The 17,716-nt window shown below is 40.5% G+C and carries 14 protein-coding genes; 11 read left to right on the forward strand and 3 right to left on the reverse strand.

Annotated elements, in window-relative coordinates:
• Positions 1-81 precede the first annotated feature (81 nt).
• The 3 genes from EFT72_RS00755 to abc-f all read left to right on the forward strand — a co-directional run bounded on the left by EFT72_RS00755 (position 82) and on the right by abc-f (position 6,020).
• Positions 82-2,691: a cation-translocating P-type ATPase gene (locus EFT72_RS00755; protein WP_124064913.1), complete on the forward strand. Its 2,610-nt coding sequence runs from the start codon at positions 82-84 to the stop codon at positions 2,689-2,691.
• 66 nt (positions 2,692-2,757) lie between these two features.
• Positions 2,758-4,059: a DUF1576 domain-containing protein gene (locus tag EFT72_RS00760; RefSeq protein ID WP_124064914.1), complete on the forward strand. Its 1,302-nt coding sequence runs from the start codon at positions 2,758-2,760 to the stop codon at positions 4,057-4,059.
• Positions 4,060-4,118: 59 nt separating this feature from the next.
• Positions 4,119-6,020, forward strand: a complete 1,902-nt coding sequence (gene abc-f, locus EFT72_RS00765; RefSeq protein WP_124064915.1) for a ribosomal protection-like ABC-F family protein — start codon at positions 4,119-4,121, stop codon at positions 6,018-6,020.
• Between the two features lie 17 nt (positions 6,021-6,037).
• On the opposite strand, the gene EFT72_RS00770 is transcribed toward abc-f, so the two are convergent.
• From EFT72_RS00770 to EFT72_RS00780, 3 genes are all read right to left on the reverse strand, one after another.
• On the reverse strand, positions 6,038-7,789 hold the full coding sequence (locus tag EFT72_RS00770) for a methyl-accepting chemotaxis protein (protein ID WP_124064916.1): 1,752 nt from the start codon (positions 7,787-7,789) through the stop codon (positions 6,038-6,040).
• 643 nt (positions 7,790-8,432) lie between these two features.
• A complete protein-coding gene (locus EFT72_RS00775; protein ID WP_124064917.1) occupies positions 8,433-9,005 on the reverse strand; it encodes a class I SAM-dependent methyltransferase in 573 nt (190 codons plus the stop codon).
• Between the two features lie 19 nt (positions 9,006-9,024).
• Complete coding sequence (locus tag EFT72_RS00780) at positions 9,025-10,833, reverse strand: aminotransferase class I/II-fold pyridoxal phosphate-dependent enzyme (RefSeq protein ID WP_124064918.1); 1,809 nt, start codon at positions 10,831-10,833, stop codon at positions 9,025-9,027.
• 170 nt (positions 10,834-11,003) lie between these two features.
• Between EFT72_RS00780 and EFT72_RS00785 the strand changes: the two genes are divergently transcribed.
• The 8 genes from EFT72_RS00785 to EFT72_RS00820 are packed head-to-tail and all read left to right on the forward strand — an operon-like array spanning position 11,004 to position 17,698.
• Positions 11,004-11,411, forward strand: coding sequence for a transcriptional repressor (locus tag EFT72_RS00785; protein WP_124064919.1), 408 nt, complete (start codon positions 11,004-11,006; stop codon positions 11,409-11,411).
• A gap of 36 nt (positions 11,412-11,447) precedes the next feature.
• Positions 11,448-11,759 carry an AraC family transcriptional regulator gene (locus EFT72_RS00790; RefSeq protein WP_124064920.1) on the forward strand — a complete coding sequence of 104 codons (312 nt, stop codon included), beginning with the start codon at positions 11,448-11,450 and terminating at the stop codon, positions 11,757-11,759.
• Between the two features lie 54 nt (positions 11,760-11,813).
• Positions 11,814-12,779 (forward strand): metal ABC transporter substrate-binding protein, encoded by a 966-nt coding sequence (locus EFT72_RS00795; protein ID WP_124064921.1) that lies wholly within the window; start codon positions 11,814-11,816, stop codon positions 12,777-12,779.
• Positions 12,780-12,810: 31 nt separating this feature from the next.
• Entirely contained in the window at positions 12,811-13,512 is a 702-nt protein-coding gene (locus EFT72_RS00800) for a metal ABC transporter ATP-binding protein (RefSeq protein WP_124064922.1), read from the forward strand.
• Entirely contained in the window at positions 13,499-14,305 is an 807-nt protein-coding gene (locus tag EFT72_RS00805) for a metal ABC transporter permease (RefSeq protein WP_124064923.1), read from the forward strand. The genes EFT72_RS00800 and EFT72_RS00805 overlap by 14 nt, the downstream gene beginning before the upstream one ends.
• 21 nt (positions 14,306-14,326) lie before the next feature.
• Entirely contained in the window at positions 14,327-15,292 is a 966-nt protein-coding gene (locus EFT72_RS00810) for a GTP-binding protein (protein ID WP_124064924.1), read from the forward strand.
• 1 nt (position 15,293) lies between these two features.
• Positions 15,294-16,841 (forward strand): permease, encoded by a 1,548-nt coding sequence (locus EFT72_RS00815; RefSeq protein WP_124064925.1) that lies wholly within the window; start codon positions 15,294-15,296, stop codon positions 16,839-16,841.
• A complete protein-coding gene (locus EFT72_RS00820; protein WP_124064926.1) occupies positions 16,838-17,698 on the forward strand; it encodes a TIGR03943 family protein in 861 nt (286 codons plus the stop codon). The genes EFT72_RS00815 and EFT72_RS00820 overlap by 4 nt, the downstream gene beginning before the upstream one ends.
• Positions 17,699-17,716 lie beyond the last annotated feature (18 nt).

A 17,716-nucleotide genomic window follows, 5' to 3' on the forward strand; every position in this document is an offset into this window, starting at 1 on the left:
TTTTTTTATTTTGGGTAATAATAATCGTAGAAATGCAGTCAAAGAAATCTATTGGATCAATTGTTAGATTGGAGGTGTGATATGGAACAATGGTATCAAAAAAGTGACATACAAATACAAAGGGAGCTTCATACTTCAAAAAACGGATTGACGCTACCAGAGGCAGCTAAAATTCTACTGGAAAAGGGAGAAAATAAACTGGAGGATACGAAAAAAAAAGGTACACTTCAGGTTTTTTTAGAACAGTTTAAGGATCTTTTGGTGATAATTCTTGTTATCGCAGCTGTGATTTCACTATATTCTGGCAATAAGGAAAGCACCTTGGTAATTGGAGTCGTAATTATTCTAAATGCCATTTTAGGCACAGTGCAACATTTAAAAGCAGAAAAGTCTCTGGATAGTCTAAAAGCCATGTCATCCCCAGCAGCCAAAGTGATGCGGCAGGGTAAAAAAATTGAAGTTGATACCAAGGAACTGGTTCCTGGTGATCTTTTATTATTGGAAGCAGGGGATCTGGTAGCAGCGGACGGTAGAATTTTAAAGAATTACTCCCTACAGGTCAATGAAAGTTCCATAACGGGAGAATCTACCAATGTGGAAAAGGAAGATGGTAATTTGGTAGGGGAATTATCTCTTTTGGATCGGACCAATATGGTGTACTCTGGGAGTCTTGTCACATATGGAAGAGCAGATGTCATTGTAACGGAAACGGGGATGAATACAGAGATTGGAAAAATCGCGCGTTTGATGAATGAGACAGAGGAAAAGAAAACACCTTTGCAGATTAGTCTGGAGCAATTTTCTGGTAGACTGGCCATTGGAGTGATCGGAATCAGCATTCTTGTATTTATGCTTAGTTTATATCGAAAAATGCCAATCATAGATTCTCTTATGTTTGCAGTTGCATTAGCAGTGGCCGCCATTCCGGAGGCTCTGGGCTCCATAGTAACCATAGTACAAGCCATGGGGACTCAGAAAATGGCAAAGGAGCACGCCGTTGTGAAGGAATTAAAGGCGGTGGAGAGTCTGGGCAGTGTTTCCGTAATCTGTTCCGATAAAACAGGCACTCTTACCCAGAATCGGATGACGGTTCAGGAAATATATATCGATCATAAAATTTTCCTTCCAGAAGAATTGGATCTTAAAAATCAACTGCATCGGTATCTTCTTTATGATGCAGTGTTGACCAATGATTCTGCCATTGTTACTGGAAAGGGGATGGGAGATCCCACGGAATATGCTTTGCTTGAAATGGCGCTGAAACTCTCTTTTGACTACGTTTTGATCCGGGAGATGATGAATCGAGAGGGGGAGATTCCCTTTGATTCGGACCGAAAGCTAATGAGCACTCTATATAGAATTCATGGCGTTTCGACTCTATTAACAAAGGGAGCGGTGGATGTATTGTTAGAACGCACCACCCAGATCCGTATGTCTGACGGAGTAAAAACTTTGACGGAGGCTGACCGGAAGGGAATTTTAGATCAGAATCATAGATTTTCCGAGCAAGGACTACGTGTTCTGGGATTTGCCTATAAGGAAGTAAAAGAAAATCATTGTTTATCATTGGAATCAGAGCAAGATTATGTATTTCTTGGCCTTGTTTCCATGATGGATCCTCCCAGAGAAGAATCTAAAGATGCGGTCCGGGATGCCAAACGTGCAGGGATACGTCCAGTTATGATTACAGGAGATCATAAAATAACCGCAACGGCTATTGCAAAGCAGATTGGCATCTTCGAAGACGGAGATATGGCTGTGACTGGAAGCCAATTAGATGCGATGACGGATGAAGAGCTGAATGATCAGATTGTTAAGATTTCTGTTTATGCAAGGGTTTCTCCTGAAAATAAAATTAGGATTGTAAAGGCATGGCAGCACAGAGGAAACGTGGTTTCTATGACTGGTGACGGTGTAAACGACGCACCGGCCCTTAAACAAGCAGATATTGGCGTTGCCATGGGAATAACTGGGACAGAAGTTTCAAAGGATGCAGCAGCAATGATACTTATGGATGATAATTTTGCAACTATCATAAAGGCTGTTGCAAACGGACGAAATGTATATCGAAACATCAAAAATGCTATACAGTTTTTGTTGTCAGGTAATATGGCAGGAATCCTATCTGTGCTATATACGTCGATTCTGGGCTTGCCGATTCCTTTTGCTCCTGTTCATCTTTTGTTTATGAATCTGTTGACGGATTCTCTTCCAGCAATTGCAATTGGCATGGAACCGGCAGATTTGGATCTTCTAAACAGCAAGCCAAGAAAGCCAAGTGAAGGAATTCTGACCAAAAATTTTATGATCCACCTGCTTTTACAGGGGGGAATGATAGCAGCGGCAACGATGACAGCGTTTTATATTGGTTTAAATCAGGGAAGCAATTTACTGGCCAGTACTATGGCATTTGCTACGCTGACTCTGGCTCGCTTGTTCCATGGATTTAATTTAAGGAGTAGCCATTCGATATTCTATCTGGGATTTAGAAACAATTGGTACAGTCTGGGTGCCTTTTTTACTGGGGCTTTATTCCTCAGTTTGGTATTGTTTGTTCCTTTCCTCAAACGACTGTTTCTGGTTTCTGCACTTACGGTTAATCAGACTGGAGCGATCCTTATATTGGCATTGATTCCCACTATCTTGATACAGGGAGTAAAGTGGTTTCAAGAAAATAAAAAAAAGAGTTGAACCTCCTTTTTAAAAATGATAAAATATTTCCGATACGAAAACTAAATACAGAAGAGAGGAAACGACATGACAGGACAACCTTCAGTCAAATTCAGAAATTATGGTCCTTTGTCCAGACGGACGAAGTTCATGATTCTTGCCCTGGTGCCGATTTATTTTATTGTTGCAGGATTATGTCTGCAGCCGTTTGGTGGAATCTTAAAGGGTATGATTACGATCATTCAGGAACCTGATTTTCTGATAACGGATTACATTGCCATTGGCGGCATAGGAGCTGCATTTATCAATGCAGGTTTATTAGCTTTGTTTAGCATCGCGATTGTTTATTATCTAGGTATGGAGATGAGCGGCCATACCATTACTTCTTGCTTTCTCATGTTTGGATTTTCTTTGTTTGGGAAAAATATTCTCAACATATGGTCCATTATGATGGGGATTTTTCTTTATTCTTATTATCACAAAACTTCCATAACGCGTTATATTTACGTCGGTTTTTATGGGACTTGTCTGTCCCCAGTTATCACACAAATTATGCATATTGTGAATCTTACCTTTGGGGTCCGGTTGTTGTTAAGTATTCTTGTAGGGATGTGCATTGGATTTGTATTGCCACCGCTTTCCACACACACCCATTATGCACATAAGGGGTATTCTTTGTACAACGTAGGCTTCTCTAGCGGTATTATTGCAATAATTATAGTTTCTCTTATGAAATCCTTTGGAATTGAATCGGAAGCCAGACTGATCTGGTCCACAGGGAATAATGTCTTGTTTACAAAACTCCTTATCTCTTTATTTTTTGGTATGGTGGTGTTTTCCTTTTTGCTATCTAATCATGTATGGAAGCGCTATATTGAAATATTAAAATCATTTGGGATCAGTGGAACGGATTATGTAAAAAGTGAAGGCTTTTCTCCAACGCTTTTGAATATGGGGATCAATGGAATCGTATCCACAATCATTCTTTTACTGGTGGGAGGGGATTTAAACGGTCCTACCATTGGGGGGATTTTTACAATTGTAGGCTTTAGTGCAACCGGAAAACACATTCGGAATATACTCCCCATTATGATTGGGGTAATCCTTGGGGGATATTTAAAGAACTGGAGCATTACAGAACCCAGTGCACTCCTGGCTCTCTTGCTCTCCACGACCCTAGCACCAGTTGCGGGTGAGTTTGGTGTATTTGCAGGAATCTTAGCTGGATTTCTCCATTCTTCTGCCGCGTTAAATGTTGGGATTGTTTACGGAGGTATGAATCTTTATAACAATGGGTTTGCAGGTGGTTTGATTGCCACGTTTATGGTACCCGTTTTACAGTCCATACGAGATCGAAGGGCACATGCTAAAACCCATGTATCCCTATAGCCAATTCAGGACAAACTGTGATAGAATAGAGGAAAATTCAGGAACAGAGGAAGAAAGCGATGTTGTATCAAATTATGAATGGGACCGTGACTGGTGGTGGGAATCCCATTCTGTCCCACATTGATTTTTATATACAGGGAAATGAAAAGATTGCAGTGGTTGGGAAAAACGGAGCTGGAAAAACCACGCTTTTAAACCTGATTGCTGGAGAGATTACTTTAGACCGGGATGACAAGCGAAAAGGGGCTGGAATTCAAACCTCCAGAACGCTTACAACTGGTTTTTTGAGACAGCAGGCTTTTGAGGATAAGGAGAGAACGGTAGAGGAAGTGCTTTTGTCTTCCTGTCCAGCCATTGATTCCTATTCTATGGAACGGTTTGAGTACGAGCGGGAGTATGATATCCTTTTTACTGGTTTCGGCTTTGCTAAAGAGGATAAGAAGCGAACGATACGGGAATTTTCGGGAGGGGAACAGACAAAGATTGCCCTCATCGAACATTTACTAAAAAAGCCGGACATTCTACTTTTGGACGAGCCTACGAATCATTTAGACATTCAAACAGTGGAATGGTTGGAGCAGTATTTGGTGAAATATGAAAAAGCAGTGGTCATGGTTTCCCATGACCGCTTTTTCCTGGATCAGACGGTTACTGTAATCTATGAACTTTCCGGGAAGAAATTGACCCGTTATTCAGGAAATTACACGGAATATCGGGAAGAAAAAAAGAAAAAAATCCGCCTTTTGACAAAGGCTTATGAGAGACAGCAGGAGGAAAGAAAAAGGTTACAGGATTTGGTGGATCGGTTTAAACACAAACCCAATAAGGCAGCATTTGCCAGATCAAAAAAGAAAGTATTGGAGCGAATGGAGCTGGTGGAAAAAGTGAACGAAGACAACACTTCCCTGTTTGCGGCTCCCCTTATTCCAGAATGTTTAGGAAGCAAGTGGGTCTTTGAGTCGGAACGCTTAAAGGTCGGATATGACAAGTCTTTATTTGAACTTACGATGCGGATTCGGAGAGGGCAGAAGGTAGGGATTCTTGGACCTAACGGATCAGGAAAAAGTACTTTTTTAAAAACCATCGGTGGTTTGATTCCTCCTCTATCTGGAGAATTTTCCTTGGGTAATCAGATTACCATCGGCTATTTCGATCAGCATTCTTCAGAAATCAGTTCGGATAAAACCGTAGTCGATCATTTTCATGACTTATTCCCTTCTTTGACGGAGAAAGAGGTAAGAGCGATCCTTGGTGCCTACTTGTTTGGTGGCAGGGATGCCAAAAAGCGAGTGGATGTGTTGTCAGGAGGGGAAAAGGCCAGATTAATTCTTGCTGAATTGTTGCAAAGTCGTCCCAACTTTCTGATTCTCGATGAACCGACCAATCATATGGATATTCAGGCGAAAGAAACGTTAGAGTCTGCATTTATGTCCTATACCGGTACGGTTCTATTTGTCTCTCATGATCGTTACTTTTTAAACCGGGTGGCACAATCCGTTCTGATTTTGGAAGAGGATACGGTGCTCTATTACCCATTTGGTTATGAGCATTATCTGAAACGAAGCAGAAGAGGGGGAAAGGGGGAAGAGATCGCAGCCGTTGTAAAGGCGGAGGAACAAGCATTGATTGCTGGAATTCGAGCCGTACCGAAGGGGGAAAGGCATCGGTTTAGGGAAATGCCAGTGGAAGAGGAATATCTGGATTGGAAACTAAGGCCTATCGTGGAGCGGCTTCTTCTTGTTAAAAAACGGGTGGAGGAATTGTCGGCTGGGATCGATACAATGGAACATGCGTGGAGAAATTCAGAATCGTTTTGGAACGGGGAAGAATGTAAGAATCTGGACCAGTATCAGGAGCTTATAGAGGAACGGGAGAAGGTATGGGATACTTGGACAGACTTGTGTCTGGAATGGTTTGATGTAGTGTTTGAATCGGAACGTTTTGATAGGGCTGACACATAATCTGTCAGCCCTATCTTTTAGTATTTATTTTTATGGGATGGAATATCTGTGTCCTCTGTTTCCGTGGAATAGGTTTGTAAAACGGGAACCGCATTTTCATCCATTAATTTAAATTTGCTAACTTCTTGCTGTAAGGTCACAGACTGAGCCGCAAGTTCTTCACTGGAAGCAGAACTTTCTTCTGCAGTTGCCGCATTGGTTTGAACGACAGAGGAAACTTGGGTTAAGCCCTGATTGATTTCTTCAATTGCAACAACCTGTTGGGAGGAAGCGTTCTCTATTTCCTTGATGATTTGCTCTACCAGTTTCGATTTTTCTGCGACTTCTTCTAAAATTTTGGCTGCTTTTTCCGTCATTTCTTCCCCCTCGGAAACGGCTTCTACGGATCGGCTGATAAGTGATGCAGTTTCTTTTGCAGCTTCGGCAGATTTGGTTGCCAAATTTCTCACTTCATCTGCAACCACTGCGAATCCTTTCCCGGCATTCCCAGCACGGGCTGCCTCTATGGCAGCATTCAGTGCCAGAATGTTGGTTTGAAATGCAATGTCTTCGATAACTTTTGTTATATTGGATATTTTTTCGGAAGCAGTATCAATTTTTCTCATGGATGTTTTTAATTCTTGCATATGAGCATTGCTTTCTAAAACACCGTCTCCGGACTGCTTTACATAATTTGTAGCCAGACGAACATTGGTGGCATTCTGATCAGCCTGTTGGGCAACGGCAGCAATGGAGGCGTTTAATTCTTCTACGGTAGCTGCCTGCTCGGTGGAACCAGATGCCAATGCCTGAGAGGCAGAAGAAACTTGTTCTGCACCGGTATTAACTTGATCGGCAGATGTACGGATTAGAAGAAGGGTACGATTTAAATCCTTTTCGATTTTTCTCAATGCAATTCCCAAAACGTCCTCTTGAGAACGAAGGGGAACCTCCTTGGTAAAGTCTCCATTGCTAATATCCTCTGCAACGAGAACCTGATTGCGGATTCCTTCCAACATATCAGTGAAAGCAGCTGCAAGCTGTCCCGTTTCATCTTTGGAGTCAATGTTTTTTAAATTCACGTCCAATTGACCCAATGCAATTTTACTGGAAGCCTCTACAATTTGATTAATTGGGGTTGTAATTATTTTAGAGATTTTGAGGCTGAAAAAGAGGGCGAAAATGGATCCTAGAATCAAAACAACACAGAGTATGGTCGTAAGTACTATGGCAGCTAAATTGTTATTATCACTGGTTTTCTTCGCTGCTTGCATACGACTTACCATGACTTGCTTCATATTCTGATCCAATTTTTCAATCGTATCATTCTGTTGGTTGAGAATCATCAGGGCTTTTTTTTGATCTCCACTTTTTGCCTCTTGAAGGCATTCCTCAATGGCAGGTGCATAAGTCTGCTTAAATAATTTTAAAGATTCTTCAAGGAGAAGTATATCGTTCGAATATTTTACACTTTTTAAGTATAAATTGACACTTTTTTCGAATTTTTCTTTTGAAGCGTAATAGTTTTGTTCCAATTCGTCTAATTCTTTTGCATCTCCTGAAGATAAGACCATAGAACGAGAATCTGAGCGGAATTGATTCAAACCGCTAGTCGCATCGATCAGATCTTGAATCGGTGCGGTTTGTTCTTCATACAAATAGGTATCCATATGGTTGATCCAAACCATCCCAGTGATACCGACTGCACCAACGACCAGCATAATTGCAATTACGCTGAGAAAGGCAGTGAGAAGCTTTTTGGTAATGCTAAATTCTTTGAATTTTTTCATACTGTTTTCCTCCTGATTTCCATCAGTTATTTATGTAGAGTGCTTCATTTTGTCTGTTTTTTCTACAAGTCTTTATTTTGCTTTCCGATGGAGATCCAGACAAACTTAATGCATCCCCGTTACCCAAAGATTGTGAGAAAATCAGTTCGCAGTATAATCAAAACCGCGTCAAAGTAACCAATACCCTTGTTTTAAAAAGGAATCAGAATCATTTGACCATGATTTGGACGGCGAATAAATGGACTTCTAAAACGAAAGTTTCACTTAACTAGGTGGTGAGCAGATACTCCTTTGTCGATTAAAGGGGAAAATTGACGTGAAAATTGACGGCGAATGTGATGAATTTTTAAAAATATACTTTTTAACTTAAAATAAATCAAACATAAATTCTATAATTAATCATTTTTGTTTAGATTGACAAACAATAACGCATTCATATATAATATTAATTGGCGAATTAAGTCTGATTATGGTGGCGCGGTTTTGATTATACTGCGCCATTTTTGCAAGGATCAATGGGGTGTGGTAGACCTTAAACTAATTCTAAATATACTGTGATTATAGCAATTTAACTCATAAGAAAAGACGAGATCGTGATAGTTCTGATCTCGTCTTTTCTAAAGGATTTATTACCGATTCATTCTTATCGGGATACAGCATTAAAACGGTCTTTTCGGTATGGATCATAAAAGCCATCGCTGATTTCCCAACCTTTAAAATCATCTTTTGTAAATAAGAGATGTTCCTCTCTATGAGAACGCATGGGCAGTTCTCCGATTAAAACTCCATTTCTTGCAACCCGCAGTAATTCATTTTTTGCCTTTTCTGCATATTCTTTATGATCAAAATATAGAAAAACGCCATAGCAGATGACTTTGTCAAATGCGTTATCTTTAAAGGGCAGGTCTGCGGCTTCCCCAGTTAACACAGAATTGTTTAAGATCTCAATGTGCTTCTTTACCAGAGTGGGGGAGTAATCGATCCCCACATAATCGCAATCAAGGTATTGTGCCAGTGCTCCTGCGCCGCATCCAACCTCTAAAACTTTGTCTTGTTTCTTTATATCTAATTGTTTTGTTATCTGTTTTGCCACTTCCTCCATATCTACTTTGGTGGCTTCGTACCCATCATAGGCAAGAAGGTCATTGCCGGCGGCATTCCCCTTCCTTATCCAGATCTCGTGCCAGGTTTCACTTGCGATGTTCTGATTGTTCATGTTATTTGCTCCTTTCATACTATCTTAATATGTGTTTTAAGGCATCGGCAAGACGTTCATTGTCTTCCTTTGTCCGAACTGCAATTCTTATAAATTCTCTGCCTTCCATTCCTGGTTTATGAGATAAATCTTTGACCAGAATGTTATAGCGGTTTAGTAATAGTTCCGCAATCTGAGTCGCGGTGCAGCCATCTTTTACTTCGCAAAGGATATAGTTTGCCTCAGAGGGGTATAAGGTTAGCTGCCTTATGGGACCAAGTAATTGAAACATCTCACTCCTTGTTTCCTTAAACTGTTCCAGAGCCATTTTGTAATCATTTTGGTATTTTTCAAAGATCTGAAGGAAATATTCTCCAAGAGAATTGATATTCCAGATGGGGAGTTCCGTTCTTACCATATTGATGACGGAGCTATCCCCACAGGTTAAAATACCAAGTCGCAGACCTGGAACCCCGTAAGATTTTGAGATGCTTTTTATTATGACTAGGTTTTTATAGGCGTCTAATATATCAGGGTCCATAAGGGAAGGTTCTTCTTCCATGGAGGAAAAATCAAGGAAGGATTCATCAAGGATCAAAAGCGTGTTTTTTTCTTTGAAATACTGGGCGAGAGTAAGTACTTCTGCTCTTTTTATGTAATTCCCCGAAGGGTTATCCGGATTAACCAAAACCATTGCTTCCAATTCTTTGTCTTTATAAAAATCTATAATGTCCTGAGCTGTGTATCGTAGATCCCTAGAAGGAATTGGAAAAGGAACTATGTTTGCTGCACAATTTTCATACTCCGCAAAGGAAGGGCGTAAAACACCCACCTCTCTTTTAAAACTCCGCATCAATGGCTTGATTAATTCTGCCGCACCATTTCCAGTTAACACCTGATCCCTTGGCAGACCCAGAGACTTAGCGGCTAAAAGATTGTTGACATCAAGACCGGAAGGATAGCTGGTGGCAAGGGTCTCGAAACTGGCCTTAATTTCGCCCATAAACCGGTCATTTGGAAAATAGGGATTTACCAGATAGCAAAAATCCAACAAGCCAGGGTAACGCCAGAATCCTCCGTACCGGCTGCTTAATTTGGAAAGTCTGCTTTGGGAATCGGTAAAAATAGACTCTGCAATATCCAAATCCTGTTCATCGTCAATTTCATACCAGAAACCATTTTCCAGCCGGGTTGCTTTTAAATCATGGTCATCTAACAGAGAGATTACTTTAAGAACCTGCTCATAATATTCATTATTTCCAAGAGCCTTACTGTATGCTTCCAGGAAAGGGACATAATGTGTAGTGGAAAAACTACGACTGAATTTGTAAATATTGACGGTTTTGTAATAGGAGTGGATATCTTCAAAACGAAAATCTTTTCTTGTTAAAAACTTCTTGATATTGTCCTCTTCATCAAGAAGAACCACGGTACCATCCATCCAACTTTCAAAAGGAGCGGTCAGTGCCAGGTTTGGATAAGGGTGTTCAATGATCTGCGTTAATACTTCCTGTTCAAAAATCAGATCAGATTCCAGTAAAAGAGTATCATCGGTAAGGAGATGTTTTCTTGCCAAATAAAGAGAATAGATGTTGTTGGTGGTCTGATAATCCGGATTTTCAATGTAGGTAATAGGAGTATGTAAGGAAAGGGAATCTGCAAACGAACGTAGTTTTTCTCCCTGATGGCCGGTGACAAGAATAATTTTCTCAAGATCGTATTGATCCAGTTGTTTTAACATCCGTTCAATGAGAGGGATTTTGTTAACAGATACCATACACTTTGGTATGGATTCGGTTAACTTCTTTAGACGCCGTCCCATTCCGGCTGCCAGAATAATTGCCTGCATAATGTCTCCTTTGTTCAAAAATAGTGTATTTACTTAATTAATGAACATGATAGCAGTTTTTGCAGGGAGTGTCAAGAGGCGATGCATAAATATATGGAAACTATCTTGACAATCATTTGTATCGTGCTATAATATGAAAATGATTTCTAATTTCGAAATAGGGGATAAATATGGCAGAACGTGGAAGATATCGAACAAAACAGCAGGAAATAATACTTGAGTGCTTAAAAAATCGAAAAGAAGAATTCTGTACCGTGGAGCGGTTTATGGAATACTTACGCCAGGATGGAATTCAGGTAGGGCAGACCACTGTGTATCGTGCAATGGAGCGGCTGACGGAGGATGGATTGGTGGTGAAGATTCCATCTGTGGATGGATCGAAAGCTCAATTTAGATACATCGGGGAAGAGATCAATCCAAATGTAGGGAAACTTGTCTGCTTAAAATGTGGAACTATGATCCCATTAGAATGTTCCAGACTGGATGAATTTTACCGGCATATACACGAAGATCACGGTTTTTTGCTGGATCAACAACATATGGTTCTCTATGGGTATTGCATGAGATGCCAGGGATAAAGCCATAGAGGAATTTAACAAGAGGAGTATTTGGACATGAAAGAATGGACAAAGCAAAGACGGATGACTTCAAGGATTCTGGTTGTGGTTATAATCCTTGTCTATTTTGGCTCTCCTTTTTTTGTATTTACACATCTTTCTCATGATTGTACTGGTAATGACTGTCCTGTATGCGTAGAAATAGATGCATGTATCGTCGTAATTCAACTACTTACCGAAGCAATTGGAACAGCGGCAGTGATTCTCTTTGCATATAGGAACTTCATAAAGAGTCTCATAAGGGCTTGGTGCGGACTTTTTTTATGTCCGGATTCACTGGTCGGTTTGAAAATTCGTTTGAATAATTGATGGATTTTTGGAGGAAAGAAAATCGTGTAGAAAGAAAATTGGAGGATTATATAAATGAATAAAACGATTAAAAGAATGGGACAAATGGCAGTACTAGTCGCTGCAATCTCGGCTGTGGTAACTGGCTGCGGAGGAAATAAGAAGGAAATTCAAGGAGAAAAGACGGGAGAAAAGCTATCGGTTATGGCTAGCTTTTATCCAGTGTATGATTTTGCCCAAAAAGTGGGCCAAGATAAAGTAAATGTCACAAATATGGTACCTGCTGGGACGGAGCCTCATGAATGGGAGCCTGCTACCAGTGATATCACCCGTCTAGAAAAGGCAGATGTCTTTGTTTATAGTGGCGCTGGAATGGAGCATTGGACCGATACCGTATTAAAAAGTCTGGAGAATAAGGAGCTTATATCAGTAGAAGCATCTCAGGGGATTTCCCTTCATAAAGGACACGAAGAGGAAGAAGCTGAGGAAGAAGCTGGGGAAGAAGAGCATGAACATGGAGCGTATGATCCTCATGTATGGTTAAGCCCTATGAATGCAAAAAAAGAAATGGAAAATATCAAAGATGCATTTGTAAAAGCAGATCCTAAAAACAAAGATTATTATGAAACCAACTACCAAACCTATGCAGAAAAATTCGATCAGTTGGATCAAACGTATAAAGAAACATTAACACCATTGCCCAATAAAGTAGTGGTTGTTTCCCATGAGGCATTTGGATATCTTTGCAGCTCCTATGGATTGACCCAGATGGGAATAGAAGGACTGTCACCAGATTCAGAGCCAGATCCAGCACGAATGGCTCAGGTAATTGATTTTGTGAATAAAAATCATATAGAAACAATTTTCTTTGAAGAATTAGTAAGCCCGAAAGTGGCTGAAACCATAGCAAACGAGACCGGTGCAAATACTCAGGTTTTAAATCCTCTTGAGGGTTTGACCGATGAGGAATTAAAAGATGGCGCGGATTATTTCTCTGTGATGGAGAAAAATCTAGCTGTACTCAAAAAGGCATTGGAGTAGTTGGATTAAATAGAGATTGGAGTTAGGGATAGTGAATGCGATTGAAATGAAAGGGCTCACCTTTTCTTATGGAGGAACTTCGGTTTTAAATGGAGTGTATATGACCATACCAATGGGGCGTTTTGCTGCTCTTACTGGGGACAACGGTGCAGGAAAAAGTACACTGATTAAAATTCTGTTAGGGGAACTTCCCCTAACAGGAGAAACAGGTAGTTTTGAGATATTTGGAGCGGATTATAAGCAGTTTCGAGATTGGAAAGAAGTGGGATATGTACCACAGCAGGGAATGGCTTCTTATAAAGACTTCCCTGCATCCGTAGAGGAAATTGTTACGGCAAATCTTTATTCCAGGATTGGGCTGTTTCGTTTTGCTGGAAAAAAGGAAAAGGAACTGGTTCTAGAAGCACTGACACAGGTGGGAATGGAACCATATCGAAAACGTTTGATCGGGGAACTTTCAGGAGGGCAGCAGCAGCGTGTTTTATTAGCCAGAGCCTTAGTCAATCAACCGAAGCTTCTTATACTAGATGAACCAACAACAGGGGTGGATGAGAAAAATACCGACGAATTCTACCGTCTATTAAAACAGTTTAACCACGAAAATGGCGTGACAGTATTTATGGTTACCCATGACAGGAAACGTTTGTCAGGCCTTGTCGATGAGGTCTGGCATCTGGAAAATGGCGTTATGATACAAACACAGACACAGGAGGCAGAAAATGGAGATATTTAACTATGCCTTTATGCAGCGGGCGTTTGTTGTGGGGATTTTGCTTGCCATGGTAATTCCATGTATTGGAGTGGTCATCGTATTAAAACGACTCTCCATGATTGGAGATGCACTGTCCCATACCTCACTGGCAGGGGTGGCGCTGGGACTTATACTTGGGGTCAATCCTGTGTTAGGAGCTGCGGTTGCCTGTATCGTTGCAGCGTTTGGAATCGAAGGAATCCGAAGGAAATTACCCAATTATTCGGAGATGTCGATTGCCATTATTATGTCTGCAGGAATCGGTCTTGCTGGTGTACTGTCAGGATTTGTTAAAAATTCAGCCAATTTTAATAGCTTTTTATTTGGAAGTATTGTTGCCATTAGCAATATGGAGATGTTTTTAGTCATGGGAGTATCCTTCGTGGTTCTTCTGCTTTTTTTTCTACTTTATAAAGAATTGTTTTATCTTGCACTTGATGAACGGAGTGCTAGACTTGCAGGGATTCCGGTAAAAAAAGTGAATTTTATTTTTACGATCTTAACTGCAGTTACGGTTTCAATCGCAGCCAGAACCGTGGGAGCGTTGATTGTGTCTTCCATGATGGTAATCCCAACGGCCTGTTCCATGCAGTTTTCTAAAAATTATAGGCAGACAGTTCTATATGCGGTCAGTTTTGATGTGGCTTTTATGATCATAGGTTTATTCGCCGCATATTATCTTGGTTTAAAGCCAGGTGGAACTATCGTTTTAGTGGGGGTGGTCAGTCTTCTTTTGATTTTCATCGGAAAGAAGCTTTTAAGAGTGAAAAGCTAATTCACGATAAGGAGTAATAGCATGACAAATTTATATATAATATCTGGCTTTTTAGGGGCTGGAAAAACAACACTGATTCAGACTATGGTACAAACTGTATTTCAGAACCAGAAAGTCGTAGTAATTGAAAATGATTTTGGGGATGCATCGATTGATGCGGATCTACTAAGAGAATGCAGCGTAACGGTATCTAGCCTAAACGCCGGATGCATCTGCTGCAGCATGACGGGTGACTTTACAAGAGCCATTGAGCAGATTGTTGTGGATTATGAGCCGGATGCCATCGTTGTGGAACCGTCTGGTGTGGGAAAACTTTCAGATATCATAAAATCATGTGATAAACAGAGAAAATTGGTGTCTCTTAGTCGTTGCATTACGGTAGTGGATGCCATGAAATTTGATAAATATTGTGAGAATTTTGGAGAGATTTTTATCAATCAGATCCAGTATGCGGATTTGATTTTATTAAGCCATCAAAAGAACGAGATGGGAACCATTGAATCCACTGTTTTAAACATAAGAAAGCTGAACCAGGAGGCGAGAATAGAGGCGGATTTCTGGGACAGCATACCAAAATCGGTATTCCAGCAGGGAGAACGGGTATCCCAGGTAACCAAAATGTTGGAAGAGACCCCTGCACCGAAAAAGTTCAACCGTATGATCCGGTTTGGTGGGAAAGGGGAAAGATTCGGATATCCAAAACTACATTTTGCGAAAGATTTATTTCAATCGGTCACACTAATCTGCATGGAATTTCTCACAGAAGATGAATTGCGAGAAAAAATTAATCGGGTCATACAAAATGCAGATGGGTTGATTCTTCGAGGGAAAGGAATTGTAAGAGGGGAAAAAGATAATTTATCGTTTCATTACATACCAGGAAAGTTGAAAATTCAGTCCTCCAGAGCTAAGGGAGGACAGATCTGTTTTATTGGTACTGGAATCAGTGAAGAACAAATCAAATTATTATTTGAAGGAGAGCTTTAATATGGTGATTCCTGCTTGGGTGATAACTGGGTTTTTGGATTCAGGAAAGACGACCATAATAAATCGACTGCTGAAAGATGAACTTACAGAACAGGATATATTAGTGATTCAGTTTGAACATGGAGAGATCCCTCTTACTGAGGTAGATGGCGTTCGGGTGATGAGTTACGGGAAGTATCAGTTAGAAGCAACTCCTTATGAAGTTGCGGAGTCGATTTATGAAGAATTAATGGAAAATCCAGTGGATCTGGTGTTGATTGAATGGAACGGAATGGAACATTTCCATACACTTGAAAAAATGTTCTTACAATTCCGGTTAAAATCGGCTATTAGCATAGAGAAAGTCATCTATTCGGCTGACGCAGGGACCATGCAGGATCAGATTGCAGATACGTATCCCATATCCTTGTCTCAGATTGCAGCCAGTGACTACGCTTATATTCAGGTGGAGGAGAATGAAAAAGTACAGGATAAAGCGGAGATACTTTTTGGTATCAATTCGGATCTTTCTGTATTTACAAAAGAAAAATGGAACCGGTTTGTAAAAAAACTGTTTTCGTATGACATTCGGTCACAAATGAAATTCTTACTGGTTTTTGCGGCGGTCATATTATATCTCGCAGTAAATCCTTCGTTTGGGTCGTTTGCTTCTGTGTTTTTGGGTGTGTTTTTACAGGCAGTTCCCTTTCTTGCGATCGGTGTTCTTCTATCTTCTTTTATTCAGATCTATATTCCACCAGATTGGATTCAAAAGAAATTCCCGAAAAAGGTGTTAGCTGGTCAAATTTTTGCAGTTTTAGCGGGATTTTGTCTCCCCGTATGCGACTGTGCATCCATTCCGGTATTTAAAAGTCTGGTAAAAAAGGGGGTCCCTCTATCAGCAGCAATTACCTTTATGCTGGTATCTCCGGTTATCAATCCGGTGGTAATCCTTTCTACCTGGTATGCCTTTAACGGAAATGTAAAAATTATTGCTGCAAGATGTGGTCTTGGAATTCTCTGCGCAGTTCTATCTGGCCTTTCTTATATGATCGTGCCACCAGTGGAGATCCTCAGGAAAGATCCTGTTTTTGGTTACAGAGGTGGTCCCATGGATTACCAACTTTTGAACCAAGGTGAGAAAGAGAGATCAAAGTTTACGTTGACCATGTATCATGCACAAAATGAGTTTTTCACAGTAGGGAAATATCTTTTAACGGGAATCTTTGTATCCACAGTATTTCAGGAAATGCAGCCAATAATGGTACAAAAGGGGATGGGAATCTCTTTGATTGCATCCATTCTTTTTCTTATGGCATTGGCATTTGTACTTTCTTTGTGCTCATCCTCGGATGCGGTGGTTGCAAGAACCATTGCGGGGAGTTTTCCGGCAGGTGCTTTCATGGGATTTCTCGTATTTGGTCCTATGATGGATATTAAGAATGGAGCCATGCTGCTTGGTGGATTTAAAAAACGTTTTGTGGTACGGCTGTTTCTTACTACGGCGATCCTCTGTTTTCTTGTTGTTCTTGGATTTGCAGTTCTGGGGAGTGGAGGGATTGTGATATGAAAATAACTGGAAAAGGATTAAATCTCCAAGCAATTGTTGAAACAATGAGTGATCTTGTCTTTGGCATTCTTTTGTTTCGCCTGACGAAAAGTGGTGCTTATCTCTCTTATGTAACACCCCGTATGAAACCATACCTTTATGGTTTGTCCATCTTAATGTTTCTATGGGCGATGAGTAATGGAACGAATATTTTCAAACCAAAATACAAGGGAAAATATGGACATTTTCTAGTCCTTTTTATTCCCATCCTGATTCTTTTATCGCCACCGGTTAAAAAAACCTCTGGTTCCATGATCAAGAATTACACCAATGATAACATACCAGGTGCTCTGGCGGAGAGCAGCGACTCAAGTGCCTACGATGCGTATGGGTATGGAGATGATTTGGAAAAACCAGATCTGGGTGAGACTCAAAAAGAGGATGGATGGGAGGAATCCCAGAGTGAGGATTCTTCTCTGCCACCTGATACAAAAACTGAATTACAGGGACTAGATGAAGAGAAGAAGACCATTACCATTGCCGATGAGGATTATTATAACTGGATGGTAGAACTTGGTTCAAATCCAAAGAAATATTTGGATTATAAAATTATCATGAAGGGATTTGTGTTTTTAGATATAGATGAGCGCAAGGCGCAGGAGTTTGCTCTGGTTCGTTTATCCATGTGGTGTTGTTCCGCAGACATGTCTCCCATTGGTTTGCTGGTTCAGTATGATGGAGAGTTGAACTTTAAGGAGGATGATTGGATCACTGTAACAGGTAAGTTGCAGATGGATGGAAGTTATCCTGGAATTTTGGCAGAACAGGTGGAGGCTGCTGAGAAACCAGAAGAGGAGTATGTTTATCCGTATTATTAGGAGAAGCTTTTGGAGTGA

Origin of the sequence: Clostridium sp. E02 (assembly GCF_003833015.1) — a bacterium.
In the GTDB taxonomy this organism is placed as follows: Bacteria; Bacillota; Clostridia; order Lachnospirales; family Lachnospiraceae; genus Lacrimispora.

Excerpts from the sequence above, each read along its gene's own strand:
- EFT72_RS00755 (WP_124064913.1), top strand. The coding sequence starts at position 82 with ATGGAACAATGGTATCAAAAAAGTGACATACAAATACAAAGGGAGCTT.
- EFT72_RS00780 (WP_124064918.1), bottom strand. The coding sequence starts at position 10,833 with ATGCAGGCAATTATTCTGGCAGCCGGAATGGGACGGCGTCTAAAGAAG.
- EFT72_RS00805 (WP_124064923.1), top strand. The coding sequence starts at position 13,499 with ATGGAGATATTTAACTATGCCTTTATGCAGCGGGCGTTTGTTGTGGGG.
- abc-f (WP_124064915.1), top strand. The coding sequence starts at position 4,119 with ATGTTGTATCAAATTATGAATGGGACCGTGACTGGTGGTGGGAATCCC.
- EFT72_RS00815 (WP_124064925.1), top strand. The coding sequence starts at position 15,294 with ATGGTGATTCCTGCTTGGGTGATAACTGGGTTTTTGGATTCAGGAAAG.
- EFT72_RS00785 (WP_124064919.1), top strand. The coding sequence starts at position 11,004 with ATGGCAGAACGTGGAAGATATCGAACAAAACAGCAGGAAATAATACTT.
- EFT72_RS00775 (WP_124064917.1), bottom strand. The coding sequence starts at position 9,005 with ATGAACAATCAGAACATCGCAAGTGAAACCTGGCACGAGATCTGGATA.
- EFT72_RS00820 (WP_124064926.1), top strand. The coding sequence starts at position 16,838 with ATGAAAATAACTGGAAAAGGATTAAATCTCCAAGCAATTGTTGAAACA.
- EFT72_RS00810 (WP_124064924.1), top strand. The coding sequence starts at position 14,327 with ATGACAAATTTATATATAATATCTGGCTTTTTAGGGGCTGGAAAAACA.
- EFT72_RS00790 (WP_124064920.1), top strand. The coding sequence starts at position 11,448 with ATGAAAGAATGGACAAAGCAAAGACGGATGACTTCAAGGATTCTGGTT.
- EFT72_RS00795 (WP_124064921.1), top strand. The coding sequence starts at position 11,814 with ATGAATAAAACGATTAAAAGAATGGGACAAATGGCAGTACTAGTCGCT.
- EFT72_RS00760 (WP_124064914.1), top strand. The coding sequence starts at position 2,758 with ATGACAGGACAACCTTCAGTCAAATTCAGAAATTATGGTCCTTTGTCC.
- EFT72_RS00770 (WP_124064916.1), bottom strand. The coding sequence starts at position 7,789 with ATGAAAAAATTCAAAGAATTTAGCATTACCAAAAAGCTTCTCACTGCC.